Origin of the sequence: Flexivirga sp., assembly GCF_051955415.1 — a bacterium.
Taxonomy (GTDB): Bacteria; Actinomycetota; Actinomycetes; order Actinomycetales; family Dermatophilaceae; genus Flexivirga.
Genome location: NZ_JBQCGS010000074.1, coordinates 1 through 18,785, shown reverse-complemented (window position 1 = coordinate 18,785; position 18,785 = coordinate 1). Strand labels below are relative to the sequence as shown.

The window sequence follows — 18,785 nt, the reverse complement described above, 5'->3', positions numbered from 1 at the left end:
GCACCCGGAGAAGCCCTGGTAAGTCGTCAGTGGACGCGGGTTCGATTCCCGCCACCTCCACCACCGTGGTGCTCGCACATCGCCGTTGAGCCTCGAGGGCCCGGTCACGGCGTGACCCGGCCCACGAGGCTCAACGACCATTTGCGAGCACCACCGTGGTGGAGGTGGCGGGAATCGAAACCCCGTCCACAGACGACATACCACGGCTTCTCCGGGTGCAGTGCGCTGTGGATTTTCTCGGCCCCAGGGCTCGCACGCACACGTTCCCTGACAGGCCCAGCCGAGTAAGAGTCCCGTGTCGCCCCTCGGCGTGACGACACAGCAAGTCCTCTAGCTGACGCCAGACACTGAGTCGAGAACTAGCTCAGGCTGACGGACTTCGAAGCTCGCTCAGGCGGCGAGGGCGAAGTCGGTGCGCTTTGAGTCGGCACCTATTGGTTTTGCACGGAGCGTTCACGAGATAACCGTGCATCCTCGGCCCGCTTCCCCTACAACGGCGATCAACGTCGAAACCGATCACCCCCGTTGGATTGCTTACCGGACTGACTTTGCCGGTCTGCGAACCATCATCACTGTTCAGTTGTCCGCCGAAGCATACGGTGCAACGCCGACCGGCGCGAACCCATTCCTCAGACGCCGAAGTCGGGGCGCAGCGGGTATGCCGCCTGCCCGTCGGCTGCGACCTTCTCACCGAGCACCTGGTGCAGCTGGATGTGATTGCGTTCGAAGCCGATCGACGAACCGGCCAGGTAGAGACCCCAGACGCGCGCGATCTGCTCGCCGGCGTCACGCACGCACTCATCCCAGTTGGCTGACAGGTTCTTGCACCAGGCCCGGGTGGTGCGCGCGTAGTGCTCGCGCAGGTCCTCGGCGTGCCGGATCTCGAAGCCCTCGTCCTGCATCGTCGACACCACGGTGCCGACACCGGTGATCTCACCGTCGGGGAAGACATAGCGGTTGATGAACCCGCCGCGGGTGAGCGCCGGCGCCTTGTTGTCCGGTCGGGTGATGCAGTGGTTCAGCATGCGTCCGCCGACCTTGAGCCGGTCGTAGTTGAACTTGAAGTAGCTCGGGTAGTTCTTCACCCCGATGTGCTCGGTCAGGCCGATGGAGCTGACCGCGTCGAAGCCGTCCTCGGTGATATCGCGGTAGTCACCGTGTCGGACCTCGCCACGGTCGTCCAGGCCGCACTCCTTCAGGTGCTGCTGCGCCCAGGAGGCCTGCTCGGCCGACAGGGTGACCCCCAGTGCCGTGACGCCGTAATGCTGCACCGCGTGCTTGACCATGCCGCCCCAGCCGCAGCCGATGTCGAGCAGCCGCATCCCGGGCTTGAGGCCCAGCTTCTTGCACACCAGGTCGAACTTGTGCTCCTGCGCCTGCTCGAGCGTCGCGTCCTGCGTCGGGTAGCAGGAGCAGGTGTAGGCCATCGACGGGCCGAGCACCAGCTCGTAGAAGTCGTTGCTGACGTCGTAGTGGTGGTGGATCGCCTGGGCGTCCCGCTTGCGGGAATGGCGCAGCCCGCGCAGTCCTTCGGCCATCCGGCGCCACTGCGGCGCCGACTCCTGCGCCGGCAGCTCCGGCACCCGGAAACTCCGCAGTCCCAACGACGTGGCGATCTCGGCCAGCTCGCCGACCGGTGGGCGACGCGGTGCGAAGCCGTCCAGGAAGAGCGACAGGAAGTCGTAGGGGTCGCCCGGATCGATGCCCTCGACGATGAGGTCGCCCATGATGTAGGCGCGCGCCAGCCCGAGCTCACCGGGTGCCGTCACCAGGTAGCGCAATGCCCGTTCGTTGGAGATGTCGATCGTGACGACGGCGTCCGGGTTGCCGCCGCGGGAGCCGTCATACGCCTTCACCGCGAACGGCACGTCCGCGCCGAAGATCCGGTCCGAAATCTCCCCAATACTCAGCGTCACCGCCGCTTCACCGCCTTCGTGTAGAGATCGGGCAACCGCCCGTCCGGGTCGTACTGATGCTTGACCTGCTCGAGCGTGTCGCCGCCGTAGAGGGACCAGAAGGTGTCCTCGTCGTAGTAGGCGTCGCTGTACAGGGATTTGTGCCCACCCAGCTCGTGCACGACACGTTCGATGTCCTTGTTGACGTCGCCATCGGCCCGGCCGGGTGTGATCTCGACGGTCGACCAGAAACCGACGTTGACGTACTGCTCCCCGCGCTTGAGCGGGTAGAGCGGCCAGGGCTGCTCTCCATGATCCACGTCGCGAACCGCCAACGGGCACAACCAGATCGGCTCGATCGGCACGTTGTCCAGGAACCAGTCGAGGAAGTCCTCCGTGCGATCCAGCGCGATCTCGACGTCCTGCACGACGCGTTCCCGGGGCAGCTTGCCCTTCGTGGCGTCCAGCTTGGCGACGTAACCGTGCTTGTTCTCCCAGCGGATCACTTTGCTGTAGACGTCGCTGCGCAGGTAGCGGCGGGGAACCAGCCGCCGCAGCAACGGTTTCTGCAGGCCGAGCGCCCGGTTGCACCAGAACCAGTCGGTGTCCCAGCGCCACAGATAGTCCAGCACCGTCAGGTAGTCCTCGCTGCGCTGCTGGATCGAGCGGTAGTAGATCTGCTGGCCCGTGTAGTCCGAGGTGTATGGCGCGGAGCTCGCCCAGCTGCCCAGCACCAGGTAGCACTCCTCGCGCGAGAAGACGACGCCGTCCACGAAATCGACGTCCTCGCCGTCGTACGAGCGGTCCTGCAGCACCTGCCGCAGCGTCCCCAGCAGTTCACCGGTCGCGCCGAAGCGCACGTGCCGCAGATGGACGTATGGCGCCACCCGCTCCAGTGCGATCTTCAGCCGCACCGAGTAGCCCAGCGACCCGTAGGAGTTGGGGAAGGTCCGGAACAGATCCGCGTGCTCGTTGTCGTCGCGCGCGGTGACGATCTCACCCGAGCCGGTCAGCACGTCCATCTCGATCAGCGACTCGTGCGGCAGCCCGTTCCGGAAGGACGACGACTCGATCCCGAGGCCCGTCACGGCGCCACCGAGGGTGATGGTGCGCAGCTGCGGCACGACGTAGGGCATCAGCCCGTAGCGCAGCGTCGCGTCGACCAGGTCCTCGTAGGTCGTCATACCCTGCACGTCCGCGGTGCCGGCGCGCGGATCGACCTCCACAACCCCATGGAGACGCGAGACATCAAGTCCCGGAACAGGATTCGCCTCGCGCGGGCGGAAGAGATTGGACGTCCGCTTGGCCAGCCGGACCGGCGCCCCGGGGGGCATGGCCGCCAGCTGCCGTTGCAGGTCCTCGACCGCCGCGCGGTGCTTGGTCCAGCCGACGATCTCGCCGCGTGCGCGCGCCACATTGCCTCCAACGGGTCCTGTCAGGGTGCGCCCAGCAACCTACTCCCCCGCGCCACTTGCATCGGCAGCCGGTGCGGGTCTACCGTATCGATAGAACGAAACAGTTTCGTTTCATCGAAGGTCTGGGAGACTGGCCGTCGATGCCCTACTCCGCCAAGGAAGGAACACCGTCATGAACGCCTCTGCAGCCACCAGCGATACCGGCACCAAGCCGCGCGTCGAGGGTGAACGCGAGGCGGAGATCCTGGACGGCGTCATCGACACCCTGATCGAGGTCGGCTACGACCGGATGACCTTCGATGCGGTGGCCGGCAAGGTGCGCGCGAGCAAGGCGACTCTCTACCGCAAGTGGCCCACCAAGGCCGACCTGGTCGTGAGCGCCCTGGAGCACCTGAAGGCACAAGGCGGTGACGACCCGCACGGGCTTCCCGACACCGGCAGCCTCGCCGGTGACCTGACGTTCCACTACTGCGACGACCCGGAGTTCAACGACAAGTCGATGCAGGTCTTCGGCGCCGTCGTGTCGGCGATCCACCGGGACCCCGAGCTGACCACCGTCTTCACCGAGCGCTTCATGAAGCCTCGAATGGAGCAGCTTCGCGAAGTCATCGTGCGCGCGCAGCGGCGCGGCGAGGTCGGCGCCGACGCCGATGTCGACCAGCTCGCCGGGATCCTGCCTGCGGCCATCGCCTATCGGGTGATGTCCACCGGTCAGTGTCCGGACGAGCCGTTCATCACCTCGACAATCGACCAAGTCATGTTGCCGGCGTGCCGGGCCAGCGTGTCGGACAGCGGACAGAAGTAGACCGCAAGATCCGCTGTGCTGTGCATGTCGAAATCGAGCGACTCAGCTCGTCATATCAGTAACAGCCACCGCGACCGCCATCCGGCGGCCGGCTGACCGAACACAGCCAACAGTCACCCGACGATCGCACCCGGTCGCCGGCCGAACACTCCTGTGCCTGCTCACGGCCGGCACCCATCCTCAGAAGGGACCACCTGATGACAACAGTCGTCGACGCGGTGTCCGAGGAGCAGTCCACCCCGAGGAAGACCAACCTCACCGTGGCTCTCATCGTGATCGCCATGGCGCAGCTGATGATCGTGCTGGACGGCACGATCGTGAACATCGCCACACCGCACATCCTGACCGACCTGGACTTCACGCAGTCGAGCGTGCAGTGGGTCGTGACGGCATACGCCCTGGGCTTCGGCAGCCTGTTGCTGCTCGGCGGACGCCTCGGCGACCTCTTCGGCCGCCGCCGGATGTTCGTGCTCGGTGTCGCGGTCTTCGCGATCGCCTCACTGATCGGCGGCATCGCACCCAGCGGCGCGTTGCTGCTGGCCGCCCGTGCGCTGCAGGGCGCCGGTGCCGCACTGGCCTCCCCCGCCGCACTGGCACTGATCAACACCACCTTCCCGGCCGGCAAGGAGCGCAACCGCGCGATGGCCGTGTATGCCGCGATGTCCGGCGCCGGCGCGGCCGTCGGCCTGATCCTCGGCGGCCTGCTCACCGAGGCCGACTGGCGGTGGACGTTCTTCATCAACGTGCCGATCGGTTTGGCGGTCGCGGCGCTGGCGCCGCGTGTGCTGATCGAGTCGGAGGGCAGCGACGGCACCCTGGACATCTGGGGCGCGGTGACCGGCACGGTCGGTCTCTTCGGGATCGTCTACGGCCTGTCCCACGCCGGCCAGCAGGGCTCGTCGTGGGGTGACTTCCAGACCCTCTTCCCGCTGCTGGGCGGGCTGGTCGTGGTCGCCGCGTTCGTGCTCATCGAGAGCCGGGTGACGCACCCGCTGCTGCCGCTGCGGATCCTGGCGGACCGCACCCGTGCGGTGTCGCTCTTCTCGATGCTGCTGATCGGCGCGGGAATGTTCTCGATGTTCTTCTTCCTCGGCCTGTTCATCCAGCAGGTGCTGGGCTACTCCCCGGTGAAGTCGGGCTTCTCGTTCCTGCCGTTCAGTGTCGGGATCGTCGCGGCGGCGGGCGTCGCCTCCAACCTGGCCGGGCGGGTGGACCCGCGGTGGCTGGCCGGCTTCGGCGGAGTGCTCACCACCGTCGCCATGTGGGGCTTCACCCAGCTGTCCACGGACAGCGGCTACGCATCGCACCTGCTGCCCTGGGTGGTCGTGATGGGCTTCGGCATGGGCTTCCTGTTCATCCCGCTGACGCTGACCGCGACGGCCGGCGTGAGCAAGGACGACTCGGGAGCGGCGGCATCAGCGCTCAACACCGCACAGCAAATCGGAGGAGCTGTCGGGATCGCCGCGTTGACGACCGTCTTCACCCACTTCGCCACCCAGAAGGGCACCGAGCTCGCCGCGAGCGGGCAGGCCGCCCTGGAGCGGGCGACCGCAGCCGGCCAGGCGCCGACCAAGGGCCAGATCGCCGAGGCCACCCACCAGGCCGCACTGCAGGCGCAGACCTTCGGTTCGACGCACGCCTTCTGGTATGCCGCCGGCATGCTGCTGGTCGGCACCCTGCTGGTGATCGGGCTGCTCAACATCAAGCACACCGAGTTGGCCTCCGAGGAGGCCGCGGTGCACGTCGGCTGAGCCGGCTGCCCGACGGGTCATGCCCCGACGCCTGCGGTGTGCCCGTAGGGTCGGGGCATGACTCGTTCGCTGCGCGCCGTCCCGCGGTCGTTGGCCGTGGCGCGGGTCAGCGGCCGGATCGATCCGGCGACCTCGGGCGGTGTCACCGCACCGTTCGGCGGTGTGGTGACCTTCTGGGTCACCGGCGGGGACCCGGTGCAGGCCGGGGACGTCGTGGCGGTCATCGAGGCGATGAAGCTGGAGGCGGCCCTCACCGCACCACGCACCGGAACGGTGCGCCGACTCGCCGTACCCGATCAGACACAGGTCGAGGGCGGCGCGGTGCTGCTGGAGATCGGCTGACAGCAGGTGGAACCCATCGGCTCCGGCTCGGGTCATAATGTCCGTCGTGGTCGGCTGCATTCAGCTGCGCCGCGAGGCCGACCACCGAGGGGATCGCTGAGGGGAGTGCAACGCATGGCCAGGGCACGAGTCGCGTATGCCGCGGCCGCCGGGATGGTCGCCGCCGGTCTGCTGGCCGGGTGCGGCGGTGGGAGCACCGGCACCGCGTCGGCGCCGCCGTGGACCGAGGGCGCCGGCCAGGAGGGGCTGGTCAGGGCGACGGTGCCGGGCAACGGCTCGGACCGCAAAGTCGTCGACGGCGGCGACGTCTGGACCTTCACCCTGGCCACGCCGGACGACCCCAACGTTCCCTCCGCCCAGTGGCCCAGCGCCGACACGGTGCTGACGTCCGACCAGCTCAAGGGCGCGATCCCGGAAGCGTCCGCGGTCACGCTCGGCAGCTGCGTCAAGGGCGACAGCGGTCTGGAGAAGACCGCCAAGAACGCTTCGTGCACCTGGTCGGTGTCCCTGCAGGACGGTGGTGGCTACTCCAACTCGGTGCAAGTCAGCATCGTCAGCATCGGTGCCGACCAGCGGGTCACCGAGTCATGGACCTCCGAGCGCAACAAGAACTTCGCCAACCACAAAGCCGGTGAGCGCTTCTTCGCCAGCGGCTCGTTCAGCGCCAAGGGCAGCTACTACCTGGACAACGACCAGTCGTCGGTGCTGGTGTCGGACGGCAACATGGCGGCCTGGATCAATCTGACCTTCCGCGGTTTCAACTCGCTGCACGACTCCCGCAACACCCTGCTCACCGGCATCTTCCCGGTGCTGGCCAAGGACCTTGCCGACCGGATGCCGAGGAAATACGCATGAGACGAACAACCGCCCTCGCGGCCGCTGTCGCCGCCGCCGTCACGGTGAGCGTGCCGGCATACACCGCGTATGCCGCGGGCGGTGCGGGCGGCGTGCCGGCCAAGCCCGGCACGTCGACCAGTGCGCCCAAGACGTCGCGCTCCGGCAAGCCGTCGGCCAGCACGCCGGCGTCGGTGACGCCATACACTCCCCCGGCGGCGCCGGGCGATGCGGCCACACCCACGGCCAAGCGCATCACGCCGTCCGAGCATTTCGCGGTGCAGGTGGACCGCACCGGCAAGCAGCCGATGGACCAGACGTGGCCGGCCGCGGCGGAGATCTTCACCCAGGCGGAGCTGCGGCAGGTGCTGCCCGGTCTCACCGGTATGACGGCCACCCAGTGTGCCACCGGCAACCTGCCCGGCGGCGGCTCGACGGCGAAGTCGACCACGTGCACCTTGGAGCTGCGGATCTCCGGAGAGCCCGACGACGACCGCAGCAAGCTGATGATCAACATTCGCGGGTTCGGCCTGCCGCAGCAGATCGGCAAGCAGTGGACCCGGGACCTGACGCAGGACCGCGCGCGATCGGCGAAACGTCCGGGGCTCTACACCTTCTATGCCAATAAGGCGCTCGGAGTCTCCGCGGCATACACCGACGGCACCACGACCAAGGTGTTGCTGCAGCACGGCGACGTCGCGGGTGAGGTGTGGTTCAGCGGCATCGGCTTCACCACGCTGACGAACGACTATCTGGCGTCCCGGCGCCTCTACCGCACGACCATCGTGCCGTCCTTGGTCCAGCTGCTCGGGGCCAAGCTCACCACCACCGCGAAGGCCACCGCATGAAGCGCCTCGCCGTCGTGACCGCCGGCGTGCTGGCCCTGTCGGTGCTCACCGGGTGCGGGGGCGGCAGCGGCACCTCCGCCGCGACGAGCACCACCACCGGCCCGAAGCCGCACGAGCCCTACAAGACCGAGCAGCCCGGCCAGTGGGACTCCCCCGGCGTCGTCGTCGCCAACAACGCCGGCCGCAAGGTCGTGCTCGACAAGAGCCTGCCGGTCTTCGACCCGCCGATCACCGACGGCGGCGTCGCACAGTCGGACTGGCCGGAGGCCGGGCGGCTGCTGTCGATCAAGGAACTGATCGGTGTCTTCCCGGACGCCACCAAGATCGGCTTCACCCCGGACGGCCCCACCAAGCTGGTCGTCACCCCGTCGTTGCAGGGTGACTCCAACTCGGAGAACGTTCCCGACAATTCCATCACCATCACCGTCGACTCGGTCGGCACCGAGAACTCGGTGCTGGCGGCATACGACAGCAAGCGCTCGAGCGACCGGACCCTCTACACCGACGCCGGCGGCAAACCGCAGGACAGCCGCGTCTACTACAAGGACGGCTCGTTCCGGACCCAGCGGCTGAGCATTGCGCCCGGCGACGGGGGGTCGCCAACGTATGACATCGTGATCGGCAACGGCCGCACCGCCATGCGGCTGACCATGACGTATGACGGCTTCTTCTCACTGAGCGGCGACGACTTCGGGTCCTACAAGGACGTGCTGCAGCAGCAGATCTTCCCGCTGATCTTCCAGTTGCTCGCCGCCCGGATGTAGCGACTACTCGTTGTTGTTGTCGTCGTCGTCCTTGTGGTCGTCGTCGAGGTCGTAGGTCGGCACCCGCAAGGTGGCCAGGAACGTGATCGCCCCGACCAGGATCACCAGCACGCCGGGCAGCGGGGCGCCGGACGTCGCGACCGTGATGCCGACGATGACCGCCAGGGCGTTCCAGAGCAGCGAGGGTGTGCGGGCCAGACTGCGTTCGCGCCAGAAGCCCCAGGACAGCAACCCGCTGCAGACCGCGAGCGCCAGCACGGTGCCGCCCTCGGTCGCGGCGCGGCCCGCGTCGTCGCTGCTGCCGGAGATCGCGACGACGACCAGCACCACCGCGAAGACGACCAGCACGGCGGTCTGCACGGCCAGCAGCAATGCGGGCAGCCGCCAGGTCGAGTGCGGGCGGGTCGTCGGAGGGCGGGTCGTCACGGCATGCACCGTATGCCGCTGCGCGTTCCGCGGCAGCGTCGCCCCCGCGCCGACGACGCGGATGTGACGGACGACTCACGACTGACGCGGAAATTCTTGGTCAAAGCGCTTGTGGATTGTTGTTTGGATCTGTGAAGGTTGGGAACAGCGTATGGCGCACCGACGTTACCCAAGACGAACCCTTGGCGACGTCATGGTCCGCCACCACCGAACGTCCGCACCCGGTGACCCCCGTCGCGGACTGTCACACCACCGATTCGTTGACGTACGTGCCTGCGACACGTGCGTCTGGAGCAAGGAGCAGAACCACATGGATTGGCGCGATCGCGCTGCATGCCTGGACGAGGACCCGGAGCTGTTCTTCCCCATCGGCAACACGGGACCCGCCTTGCAGCAGATCGAGGACGCCAAACAGGTGTGCCGTCGCTGCGAGGTCATCGACACCTGCCTGAAGTGGGCCCTGGAGTCCGGCCAGGACGCCGGCGTCTGGGGCGGTCTCTCCGAGGACGAGCGCCGCGCCCTGAAGCGCCGCAACGCCCGCGCCCGCCGCGCCGGATAACTCACGGCTCCTCGCGCAACCGGGCCACGAAGCGCACCTGCGTGCCGTGCGGCTCCCTCCGCGACCAGCTGATCTCCCCGCGCAGGTCCTGCACGAAGGACCGCACGATCTGAATGCCGAGGCCGGACCGCGCCGGATCGAAGTCGCCCGGCAGCCCGGCACCGTCGTCGGTGACCGTCACCCGCAGCACGCCTTCACCGTCGGCACTGGTCGAGCGCTCGGCGTCCAACGTCACCTTTCCCCCGTGATCCGCGAACCCGTGCTCGATGGCGTTCTGGACCAACTCCGCCACGATCATCGCCACGGCGGTCGCGTCCTCGGCGTGCAATGACCCGAACGTGCCGGTCAGCACGGCGGTCACCCGCTCCTGCGAGCGGTTGCTGATCTCGACCGCCGACCGCAACGAACTGCTGGCGATCTCGTCGAACGGCGTGGTGTCGTCCCAGCCGCCGCTGAGCGTCTCGTGCACCGCGGCGATGGTGCCGACGCGCCGCACCGCACCGTCGAGTGCGGCCCGAGCCTGCGGATCGTCCAGCCGTCGCGCCTGCAGTCGCAACACGGCGGCGACGGTCTGCAGATTGTTCTTGACCCGGTGATGGATCTCCCGGATCGTCGCGTCCTTGCTGAGCAGCTCGCGCTCGCGGCGGCGTACCTCACTGACGTCCCGCACCAGCAGCACCGCACCGGTGCGCCGGCCGCCCTCCGACAGCGGGATCGAGCGGGCGCTGACGTAGGCACTGCGCGACTCGATCTCGGTGCTCCACGGCACCCGGCCGGTCAGCACCATCATCAGCTCCTCGTCGACCGGCCCGCGCTCCGGCAGGACCTTGCCGAGCGCCGAGGCGAGCCGCACCCCGACCAGCTGATCGTCGTGACCCAGCCGGTGCAGCGCGGACACGGCGTTCGGGCTGGCGTAGGTGACGTTGCCCTCGGCATCCAGCCGCAGCACGCCGTCGCCGACCCGTGGCGCGCCGCGCCGACTGGCCGGTGGTGCCGCGGCGTTCGGGAACTCCCCCGAGGCGATCATCCGCGACAACGCGTCGGCGGTGGCCAGGTAGGTCACCTCCAGCCGGCTGGGCGTGCGCATCGAGGCCAGGTTGGTATGGCGCGTCAGCACGGCGACCGCCTCGTGGCGCTGCACGACCGGGATGGCCTCCTCCCGCACCGGCAGCTCGTCGCGCCAGGTGGTCGAGTGCGAGCGGATGATCTGCGGGCCGTCATACGCCTGCGTGACCGTCCGCTGCCGGGTGTGGTCGATGCGGCTGCCCACGACGTCGTTGACGAAGACGCCGACGCCGGTGGTCGGTCGCACGTGCGCTGCCGCGACCCAGCTGCGGTCACGGGTGGGCACCCACAGCACCAGGTCGGCGAAGGACAGATCGGCCAGCAGCTGCCAGTCGCTGACCAGCAGGTGCAGCCAGTCCCAGGCCGACTGGTCCAGGTCGGTGTGCTCGCCCAGCACGTCGTTCATCGAGGGCACGTGCCGAGCCTAATGCGGGCTATCTATCGAGCGGAGCCGGAGCGCACCACCGAGCGCAGTGTCCGCAGCGCCACCGACAGCGGCGCCAGGCCGGCCTCGTCCAGCTCGGCGACCCCCACCAGCGCCTGCTGGGCGCGGTTGATCGACTCGGCGTTCTCGGTCGCCCAACGGTCCAGCCGCTGCTCGGCCGACTCCGACGCCGGGGTGTCGGCGATGACGGCCGCCGTGAACGAGTCGAGCACGGCATACAGGTCGTCGCGCACGGCGCCACGGGCGAGCGCGTCCCACCGGTCGTCACGCGGCAACCGCGAGACGGCCTGCAGGATGCGGTCGATGCCCAAGCGTTCCGACAGCATGAAGTAGACCGCGGCCACATCGGCCACCGGTGTGTCGGTGCTGATGGACTGCTCGGTGATGTCCAGCAGCGAGTAGGAGTCCAGCAACGCCGCCGCCCAGCCGGTCAGCGAGTCGGGCGCGCCGCCTTCGCTCATCTCCTGCTGCCGGGAGCGCCACCGCTCGTGCTCGGAACCCTGCAACAGCTCCGGCAGCTTCGGCGTCAGCTCGCGCACCACGGGGGCGAAGCGCTCGATCTCGCTGGCGATGTCCAGTCGTGCCGGACGGCTGTGCACCAGCCACCGGGTGGCGCGGTCCAGCAACCGCCGGAACTCCAGGTAGAGCGTCGTCTGCGCCTCCGTGGGCACCTTGTTGTCCAACGCCTCGACCTGCGTGACGAACTCGGTCAGGCCGAACACCTCGCGGGCGATGACGAACGCGCGGGCGATCTGCTCGGGTCCGGCACCGGTCTCCTCCGCGACACGGAAGGCGAAGGTGATGCCGCCCCGGTTGATCATCGAGTTGACGACCTGGTTGATGACGATCTCCCGGCGCAGCGGGTGGTCGGCCAGCTCCGCGGCGTAGTGCTCCCGGATCGGCTCCGGGAAGTAGCCCGCCAGCCGTTCCTCGAACCACGGGTCGTCGGTCAGCTCGGACTTGCTCAGGTCCGTCTTGAGGGCCAGCTTGGAGTAGGCCACCAGGACCGAGAACTCCGGTGACGTCAGGCCGTCGCCGGTGCTGGCGCGCTGGCCGATCTCACCGTCACCGGGTAGGAACTCCAGGCCGCGGTCGAGTTCGCCACGCTGCTCCAGCCAGTGGATCAGCCGCTGGTGCACGGGCAGCATCGCATGCGTCTGGGCGCGGGCGTTGCCGAGCAGGACGTTCTGCTCGTAGTTGTCCCGCAGCACCTGGACGGCGATCTCGTCGGTCATCGAATGCAGCAGCGTGTTGCGCTGCTCGAGGTCGAACCGGCCCTTGCGCATCAGGTCGGTGACCAGGATCTTGATGTTGACCTCGTGGTCGGAGGTGTCCACCCCGGCCGAGTTGTCGATGGCGTCGGTGTTGATCCGCACTCCGTGCTGGGCCGCCTCGATGCGGCCCAACTGGCTGGCGCCCAGGTTGCCGCCCTCACCGACGACCTTCACCCGCAGCTGGTCGCCGTTGACCCGGATCTGGTCGTTGGCGCGGTCGCCGATGTCCGCGGCGGTCTCCCCCGACGCCTTGATGTAGGTGCCGATGCCGCCGTTCCAGAACAGGTCGACCGGCGCCAGCAGCACCGCCCGCATGAGTTCGTTCGGGGTCAGTTTGGTGACGTCGTCGCCGAGCCCCAGCGCCGTGCGCACCTGGGGCGTGATCGGCACCGACTTGGCGGTGCGCGGATAGACGCCGCCGCCCTCGGAGATCAGCGACGTGTCGTAGTCGACCCACGACGAACGCGGCAGCTCGAAGAGCCGGCGACGTTCGGCATACGAAGTGGCGGCGACCGGGTCGGGGTCCAGGAAGATGTGCCGGTGGTCGAACGCCGCGACCAGCCGGATGTGCTCCGACAGCAGCATGCCGTTGCCGAAGACGTCGCCGCTCATGTCGCCGACGCCGACGACGGTGAACTCCTGCGTCTGGGTGTCGGTGCCCATCTCGCGGAAGTGACGCTTCACCGACTCCCAGGCGCCGCGGGCGGTGATGCCCATCGCCTTGTGGTCGTACCCGGCGGAGCCGCCGGAGGCGAACGCGTCGTCCAGCCAGAACCCGTAGGACTGGGCGACACCGTTGGCGATGTCGCTGAAGCTCGCGGTGCCCTTGTCGGCCGCGACCACCAGGTAGGTGTCGTCACCGTCGTGCCGCACGACGTCCTTCGGCGGCACGACCTCACCGGAGACCAGGTTGTCGGTCACGTCCAGCAGCCCGGAGATGAACAGCTTGTACGACGCGATGCCCTCGGCCAGCCAGGCCTCCCGGTCACTCGGGTCGGGCAGTCGCTTGGCGACGAAGCCGCCCTTGGAACCGGTCGGCACGATGACGGCGTTCTTGACCATCTGCGCCTTGACCAGGCCGAGGATCTCGGTGCGGAAGTCCTCGGGCCGGTCGCTCCAGCGCAGGCCGCCGCGGGCCACCATGCCGAATCGCAGGTGCACGCCCTCGACCCGCGGCCCGTAGACCCAGATCTCGAACTTCGGCTTCGGACTGGGCAGCCCGGGCACCGACGCGCAGTCGATCTTGAAGCTGAGCACCGGGCTGGGCTCGCCGTGCTCGTCACGCTGGTAGGCGTTGGTGCGCAGCGTGGCCCGGATGACGCCCATCATGGTGCGGATGATCCGGTCGTGGTCGAGGCTGGCGACATCGTCCAGCGCGGTCTCGATACGCGCGACGATCTGCTCCTCGGCCGCGTCACGTCCCGCCGCGTCCCGCTGCGGGTCGAAGCGGACCGCGAAGAGTGCGGCGAGGTCGCGCGCCAGGTCGGTGTTGGCGCGCAGCGCCTGCTCGATGTAGGCCTGGCTGAAGGTGAACCCGATCTGGCGCAGGTATTTGCTGATCGCGCGCAGCACCGTCACCTCACGGGAGCTGAGGCCGGCGTGCAGCACCAGCGCGCCCAGGCCGTCGCTCTCGGCGTGGCCCTCCCAGGCGTCGCTGAACGCGGTCTGGAAACGGTCCCGCACCTCGGCGGTCGATGCCTCGTCGGTGCCCCAGTCCGCCTCGCCCTGAGCACGCAGGCCGAAGTCGTAGACGTGGACCACGACCCCGTCGGCACGCTTCATCGAGTAGGGCCGTTCGTCGGTGACCTTGACGCCGAGGTTGGTGAAGACCGGCAGCACGTCGGTCAGCACGACCGGGTCGCGTCGGAAGAGCTTGAACCGGCGCTCCCGGGCGTCCGCGGTCGGGTCGCGGTAGAGCGTCAGCAGCGTGTCGTCGTCGGACTTCAGCGCCTCGATGCGGCGCAGGTCGGCGACGCCCTGGCGTGGGGTGAAGTCCTCCTTGTAGGCCTCGGGGAAGGCTCGCGAGTAGAGGCTCATCACCCGAGCGGCGGCGTCCTCGCCGTCCTCTTCGTGCGCGACGGCACCGAGTCGTTCGCCCCATGTCCGGCTGCTCTCCAGCAGCTGCTCCTGCAGCGTGTCCTCGTCGACCTCGGGCACGTCGGCGCCCTGGTGCAGCCGCACGACGAAGTGGATCAACGCGAGCGTGGACTCGGCGATGCGCGTGGTGTAGTCGATGGCCTCGGCGTCATACGCGTCGCGCAGGATGCGCTCGATGCGCAGCCGGACGCCGGTGTTGTAGCGGTCCCGCGGCAGGTAGACCAGCACGGACACGAAGCGGCCGAACTCGTCGACCCGGCGGAACATCTGCGCCTGACGGCGCTCCTGCAATCGCAGCACGCTGGTCGAGATCTCGTAGAGCTCGTCGCTGGAGGTCTGGAAGAGCTCGTCGCGCGGGTAGGTCTCCAGGACCTCCAGCAGGTCCTTGCCGGAGTGGCTGTCCGGTGAGAACCCGGTGCGGGCCAGCACCTTGGCGACGCGTTCGCGCACGACCGGCACGCGGCGCACCGACTCGGTGTAGGCGCTGGAGGTGAACAGCCCGAGGAAGCGCTTCTCCCCCACCACGTTGCCCTGGGCGTCGAAGGTGCGGATGCCGATGTAGTCCAGGAACGAGGCACGGTGCACGGTGGCGCGTGAGTTGGCCTTGGTGATGGTCAGCAGCTGCGGCGTGCGGGCGATGGCGCGGCCGCGGGGGCTGAGCCGGCCGAAGGACTGCGAGGACGGCTTGTCGTAGCGCAGGATGCCCAGCCCCGAACCGGGTTCGGTGCGCAGCACGTCCTCGCCGTCGACCGTGTCGAGGGTGTATTCGCGGTAGCCCAGGAAGGTGAAGTGGTCATCGGCCAGCCAGCGCAGGAAGCCCTGTGCCTGCTCGACCGCCTTGGCCGGCACCGACTCCGGGCGGCTGCCGTCGAGGTCGGCGATGACCTTCTCGCACTCGCTGTGCATCTTCGACCAGTCGTCGACGGCGACGCGCACGTCCCCGAGCACCCGCTCGATGTCGGCGACCAGCTCCTGGTCGGCGGCCTCGTCCGGACCCAGGTCGATCTCGAAGTGCATCCACGACTCGCTGATCGGTGCCAGTTCGTCGACGTCGGTGTGCGGGAGGCCGTCGGTGTCGTAGACCTTCTGCAGCCTGCCGGCGGCGTCGCGTTGCACGAACAGCTGCGGGTGGATCAGCGCCCGGACGCTGCGATCGTGCCGGGACAGCTCGGCGATGACCGAGTCCACCAGGAACGGCATGTCGTCGGTGACGATCTGCAGGATGGCGTATGGCGCCGACCATCCGTCGGTCGCGGCGTTGGGGTGGGAGATGCGCACCTTGGTCGTGCCCGGCGCGCGTTCGGCGGCCAGTTGCTTGTGGGACTCCAGTGTCCCCACCAGCCGGTCCGGTCCGTAGCCGACGATGTCCTCGTCAGCGACGTGGCGGTAATAGCGCTCGAGCAGCCACGGCGGAGTCGCCGCCTCGTGCTCGGCCGCGCATTCACGCAAGATTTCTGAACGGGAATTGCTGTCCACGGACATAGATGTTCTTCGGCCCTCGTCGTGACGTGTCGGCAGCGACGTCGTTGTCGCTCCACGGCTCACAGTAGACCCGGGCGTGGTGAAGAACACATCGGGGAGAGGTTGTCGCGTCAGCCTGTGGGCAGGAGTCGGCAGATCAGCGCGTACGGCGTTAGTCTGCCGAGGATGCAGACCAGCGACCGGACCCGAGGAGTAGCCCTCCTGGTCCCCCGATTGCTGAGCATCCAGACCGATCCGGCCGAGTTCGAGACGGCCGACGCGATCGCGGAGGCGATCGAGCGCTCCGCCGAGGCGCTGCTGCGCTGGCACGACGAACTCGCCGAGATCCAGCACCGTCGCAGGCCCCCGGCCGGCGCACCCGACCCGGTGCTGGTCGAACCGCCCGCGGACGGCCCGGCACACGCCAGTGCCCGGCTTGCCGAGCGCATCCGCGGCGGCAGCATCCCGGCCGATCCGGCGGGCCTGGAACAAGCGGCCAGCGAACTGCACAGCATCGCCCGGATCGTCGCACGCGTCGCCGACAACTGCTCGAGCGAACACTGCGTGGTCCAGGGCCAGGAGATCGCCGAGGCGCTCTCCCGCCTCTCGGTCGCACTGCGCACGCTCGCCGACACGCTGCGGACCGAATCCCGGCGCCTGGGCGACATCGGCGCGGCCGGCTCCGACGGTTCGGTCGACCTGATCGACCAGTTGCTGGGGCGCGTCGTGCGCGCCGAGCACGCGGCACGACTTGCGGCGGCGACGACGCTGCCGGGGTGACGCTGCCGGGGTGGCCGCCGACTACTGTGCGGCCTATGAAGATCGAGGAGACGTGGAGCTATGCGGCTCCGGCCGACCGGGTGTTCGCGATGCTGCTGGACCCGCAGTTCCAGGAGGCCAAATGCGCCGCCACGGGAGCTCTGAGCCACTCGGTGAAGGTCGAGCAAGAGGGCTCCTCGGACGTCATCGAGACCCGCCGTGAGATGGCCACCGACGGCCTGCCGGACAACGTCGCGCGCATCGTCGGCCGGACCCTGCAGGTCATCGAGCTGCAGCACTGGGCCGCGCCGGCCGCCGACGGCTCACGCACCGCGGACCTCGAGGTGTCACTGGGCGGCCTGCCGATCAACTTCAGCGGGCGGATCCGGATGACGCCCGACGGCGACACGACCACCATGCACGTGCTGGGCGACCTGCGGGCACGGATCCCGTTGGTCGGCAAGAAGGTCGAGACCGCAGCAGCCCCGGCGATCGCCGGAGGGGTGCGCATCGAGGCGCACACCGGCCAGGAATACCTCGCCGGCTGACGCCGTCGCTCGGTGCGACGTGTGCCGCACGACAAAGTCGCTACTGTCGCGACTTACTCCCTCTCCGAGGCGTTTTCGGACGAGGTAATCGCTACTGTCGCGAGTTGTTCGCCTGAAGCGGGCTGTCTGTCCGGGCGTCAGGCCACGAAATGCCGACGCCAACCGAGGCTGAGGTCGGGCACCGGGCAACCGGCATCGCGCAGTGCGATGGCGATGCGGTGTATGACGCCGGCCGGGTCGCGGAACAAGTCCGCAGCCGTCACGATCACGAAGCGCCACCCAGCCCGCTCGAGTTCCTCACGACGGGCGAGGTCGGCACGCCACTGGTCTTGCCGATCGATGTGATGACGTCCGTCGTACTCCACGGCGATCTTGTAGTCCTCGTATCCGAGGTCGAGTCGCCGGACCATGCGGCCAGCACCATCGAAGACGGGCAAGTTCACGGTGGGCTCCGGAAGATTGGCCGATACGACGAGCAGTCGCAGCCGGCTCTCGTTCGGTGACTCGACCCCGGCCCGCACCAACGCGGCGGCCTCTCGAGCACGTCCTACACCGTCAGCCGATCGCTCATTGCAGAATCGCCGCAGCGCCTCCGGCGTGACACTTCCCTGGTGCACCAGGGAGTCACCGAGGACCAATAGGTCGATCAGCTCGAGCGGACGCGCAAGATTCAGGAACGTCTGCGCGGCCGTCGTGATCGGCGTCCCCTGGAACCAGATGATTTCCGGCGTGTGGGTGAAGAAGTGCAGACGCAGGCCATGGGACGTCGCGCGCCTTCTTTGAAACGTACCGAGGTGCACGTCGGAACTCTCAGGAACGACGCCACCCAGACAGATGGCAGCCGACTGGTGGGAGCCGAACCTTGCCGCCGGAAGGGCGCGCAACGCCAACGAGAGCTTGTCGCGGTGGGTGACCTTCGTGTCAGCTTTCGCATAACCGCCGCGGAAGAGTCGCTGAAACTTCGGCCCGCTCAATTCGTACGGTTGCAGACCCGCAGCTCGCGCCTCGGCGGCAGTGAAGGTGTGTCCTAGATTCGTCATACCGGCGACGGTCCGCCGCGCGTGAGCCCGAGCGCACCCGCGAGACGGTCGGCTGTGGACGGTGTCCGCGGCCTGGTGGGGATGTGGGCCACCCGAGGGGGCGCCGCTGCACGAATAACTCGCGACAGTAGCGATCCACTCGCCCGAAACCCACACCCGGGACGTCTAACTCGCGACAGTAGCGATTCACTCGCCGGAAACCGACGACTCGAACGAGCAAGTCGCGACAGTAGCGATTTTTTCGCCCGGCGCGACGCCGTCGTGCGCCCCGGCTGATCCTCCAGCTGGTCGGTCAGTGTGCAGCCGGCAGAACGCAGCTCGGTGTGACTGTATGAGGTTGGCCCGACGAAGGGGACGACGGTAGCGGCGGGGGCCGCCCCCGGGGGGGGGGGGGCGCCCCCCCCCCCGCCCGCGCGGGGGGGGGGCCCCCCCACCCCCCCCCCCCCCCCCCCCCCAC

15 protein-coding genes and 1 other RNA gene are annotated in these 18,785 nt (G+C 68.6%); 9 read left to right on the top strand and 7 right to left on the bottom strand.

Annotated features, from left to right (window positions below):
• Window positions 1-156: 156 nt before the first annotated feature.
• From ssrA to ACTHL4_RS12510, 3 genes are all read right to left on the bottom strand, one after another.
• Window positions 157-524, bottom strand: a transfer-messenger RNA (tmRNA) gene (ssrA, locus tag ACTHL4_RS12520).
• A 105-nt stretch (window positions 525-629) separates the two neighbouring features.
• A complete protein-coding gene (locus tag ACTHL4_RS12515; RefSeq protein WP_440283099.1) occupies window positions 630-1,916 on the bottom strand; it encodes a class I SAM-dependent methyltransferase in 1,287 nt (428 codons plus the stop codon).
• Window positions 1,913-3,310: an FAD-binding protein gene (locus tag ACTHL4_RS12510; RefSeq protein WP_440283098.1), complete on the bottom strand. Its 1,398-nt coding sequence runs from the start codon at window positions 3,308-3,310 to the stop codon at window positions 1,913-1,915. The genes ACTHL4_RS12515 and ACTHL4_RS12510 overlap by 4 nt, the downstream gene beginning before the upstream one ends.
• A 172-nt stretch (window positions 3,311-3,482) precedes the next feature.
• On the opposite strand from ACTHL4_RS12510, the gene ACTHL4_RS12505 reads away from it, so the two are divergent.
• From ACTHL4_RS12505 to ACTHL4_RS12480, 6 genes are all read left to right on the top strand, one after another.
• Window positions 3,483-4,115 (top strand): TetR/AcrR family transcriptional regulator, encoded by a 633-nt coding sequence (locus tag ACTHL4_RS12505; RefSeq protein ID WP_440283097.1) that lies wholly within the window; start codon window positions 3,483-3,485, stop codon window positions 4,113-4,115.
• A 197-nt stretch (window positions 4,116-4,312) separates the two neighbouring features.
• Window positions 4,313-5,866: a DHA2 family efflux MFS transporter permease subunit gene (locus ACTHL4_RS12500; protein ID WP_440283096.1), complete on the top strand. Its 1,554-nt coding sequence runs from the start codon at window positions 4,313-4,315 to the stop codon at window positions 5,864-5,866.
• A gap of 57 nt (window positions 5,867-5,923) precedes the next feature.
• Window positions 5,924-6,208 carry a biotin/lipoyl-containing protein gene (locus ACTHL4_RS12495; protein WP_440283095.1) on the top strand — a complete coding sequence of 95 codons (285 nt, stop codon included), beginning with the start codon at window positions 5,924-5,926 and terminating at the stop codon, window positions 6,206-6,208.
• 114 nt (window positions 6,209-6,322) lie between these two features.
• Window positions 6,323-7,063: a hypothetical protein gene (locus ACTHL4_RS12490; RefSeq protein WP_440283094.1), complete on the top strand. Its 741-nt coding sequence runs from the start codon at window positions 6,323-6,325 to the stop codon at window positions 7,061-7,063.
• Window positions 7,060-7,890 carry a hypothetical protein gene (locus tag ACTHL4_RS12485; RefSeq protein ID WP_440283093.1) on the top strand — a complete coding sequence of 277 codons (831 nt, stop codon included), beginning with the start codon at window positions 7,060-7,062 and terminating at the stop codon, window positions 7,888-7,890. The genes ACTHL4_RS12490 and ACTHL4_RS12485 overlap by 4 nt, the downstream gene beginning before the upstream one ends.
• Window positions 7,887-8,654 carry a hypothetical protein gene (locus ACTHL4_RS12480; protein ID WP_440283092.1) on the top strand — a complete coding sequence of 256 codons (768 nt, stop codon included), beginning with the start codon at window positions 7,887-7,889 and terminating at the stop codon, window positions 8,652-8,654. Before ACTHL4_RS12485 ends, ACTHL4_RS12480 begins: the two co-directional genes overlap by 4 nt.
• 3 nt (window positions 8,655-8,657) lie before the next feature.
• Here the strand turns inward: ACTHL4_RS12480 and ACTHL4_RS12475 are convergent, their stop codons facing one another.
• Complete coding sequence (locus ACTHL4_RS12475; protein ID WP_440283091.1) at window positions 8,658-9,080, bottom strand: hypothetical protein; 423 nt, start codon at window positions 9,078-9,080, stop codon at window positions 8,658-8,660.
• A 310-nt stretch (window positions 9,081-9,390) separates the two neighbouring features.
• On the opposite strand from ACTHL4_RS12475, the gene ACTHL4_RS12470 reads away from it, so the two are divergent.
• Window positions 9,391-9,639 carry a WhiB family transcriptional regulator gene (locus tag ACTHL4_RS12470; RefSeq protein WP_123270792.1) on the top strand — a complete coding sequence of 83 codons (249 nt, stop codon included), beginning with the start codon at window positions 9,391-9,393 and terminating at the stop codon, window positions 9,637-9,639.
• Between the two features lies 1 nt (window position 9,640).
• Here ACTHL4_RS12470 and ACTHL4_RS12465 read toward each other — a convergent pair whose 3' ends face one another.
• Both ACTHL4_RS12465 and ACTHL4_RS12460 read right to left on the bottom strand, forming a co-directional pair.
• Window positions 9,641-11,110 carry a sensor histidine kinase gene (locus ACTHL4_RS12465; protein ID WP_440283100.1) on the bottom strand — a complete coding sequence of 490 codons (1,470 nt, stop codon included), beginning with the start codon at window positions 11,108-11,110 and terminating at the stop codon, window positions 9,641-9,643.
• 32 nt (window positions 11,111-11,142) lie between these two features.
• Window positions 11,143-16,002 (bottom strand): NAD-glutamate dehydrogenase, encoded by a 4,860-nt coding sequence (locus ACTHL4_RS12460; RefSeq protein WP_440283090.1) that lies wholly within the window; start codon window positions 16,000-16,002, stop codon window positions 11,143-11,145.
• A 165-nt stretch (window positions 16,003-16,167) separates the two neighbouring features.
• On the opposite strand from ACTHL4_RS12460, the gene ACTHL4_RS12455 reads away from it, so the two are divergent.
• Window positions 16,168-16,761 (top strand): hypothetical protein, encoded by a 594-nt coding sequence (locus ACTHL4_RS12455; protein ID WP_440283089.1) that lies wholly within the window; start codon window positions 16,168-16,170, stop codon window positions 16,759-16,761.
• A gap of 35 nt (window positions 16,762-16,796) precedes the next feature.
• Window positions 16,797-17,288 carry a DUF2505 domain-containing protein gene (locus ACTHL4_RS12450; RefSeq protein WP_440283088.1) on the top strand — a complete coding sequence of 164 codons (492 nt, stop codon included), beginning with the start codon at window positions 16,797-16,799 and terminating at the stop codon, window positions 17,286-17,288.
• A gap of 137 nt (window positions 17,289-17,425) precedes the next feature.
• On the opposite strand, the gene ACTHL4_RS12445 is transcribed toward ACTHL4_RS12450, so the two are convergent.
• Window positions 17,426-18,328 (bottom strand): endonuclease domain-containing protein, encoded by a 903-nt coding sequence (locus tag ACTHL4_RS12445; RefSeq protein WP_440283087.1) that lies wholly within the window; start codon window positions 18,326-18,328, stop codon window positions 17,426-17,428.
• Window positions 18,329-18,785: the final 457 nt, after the last annotated feature.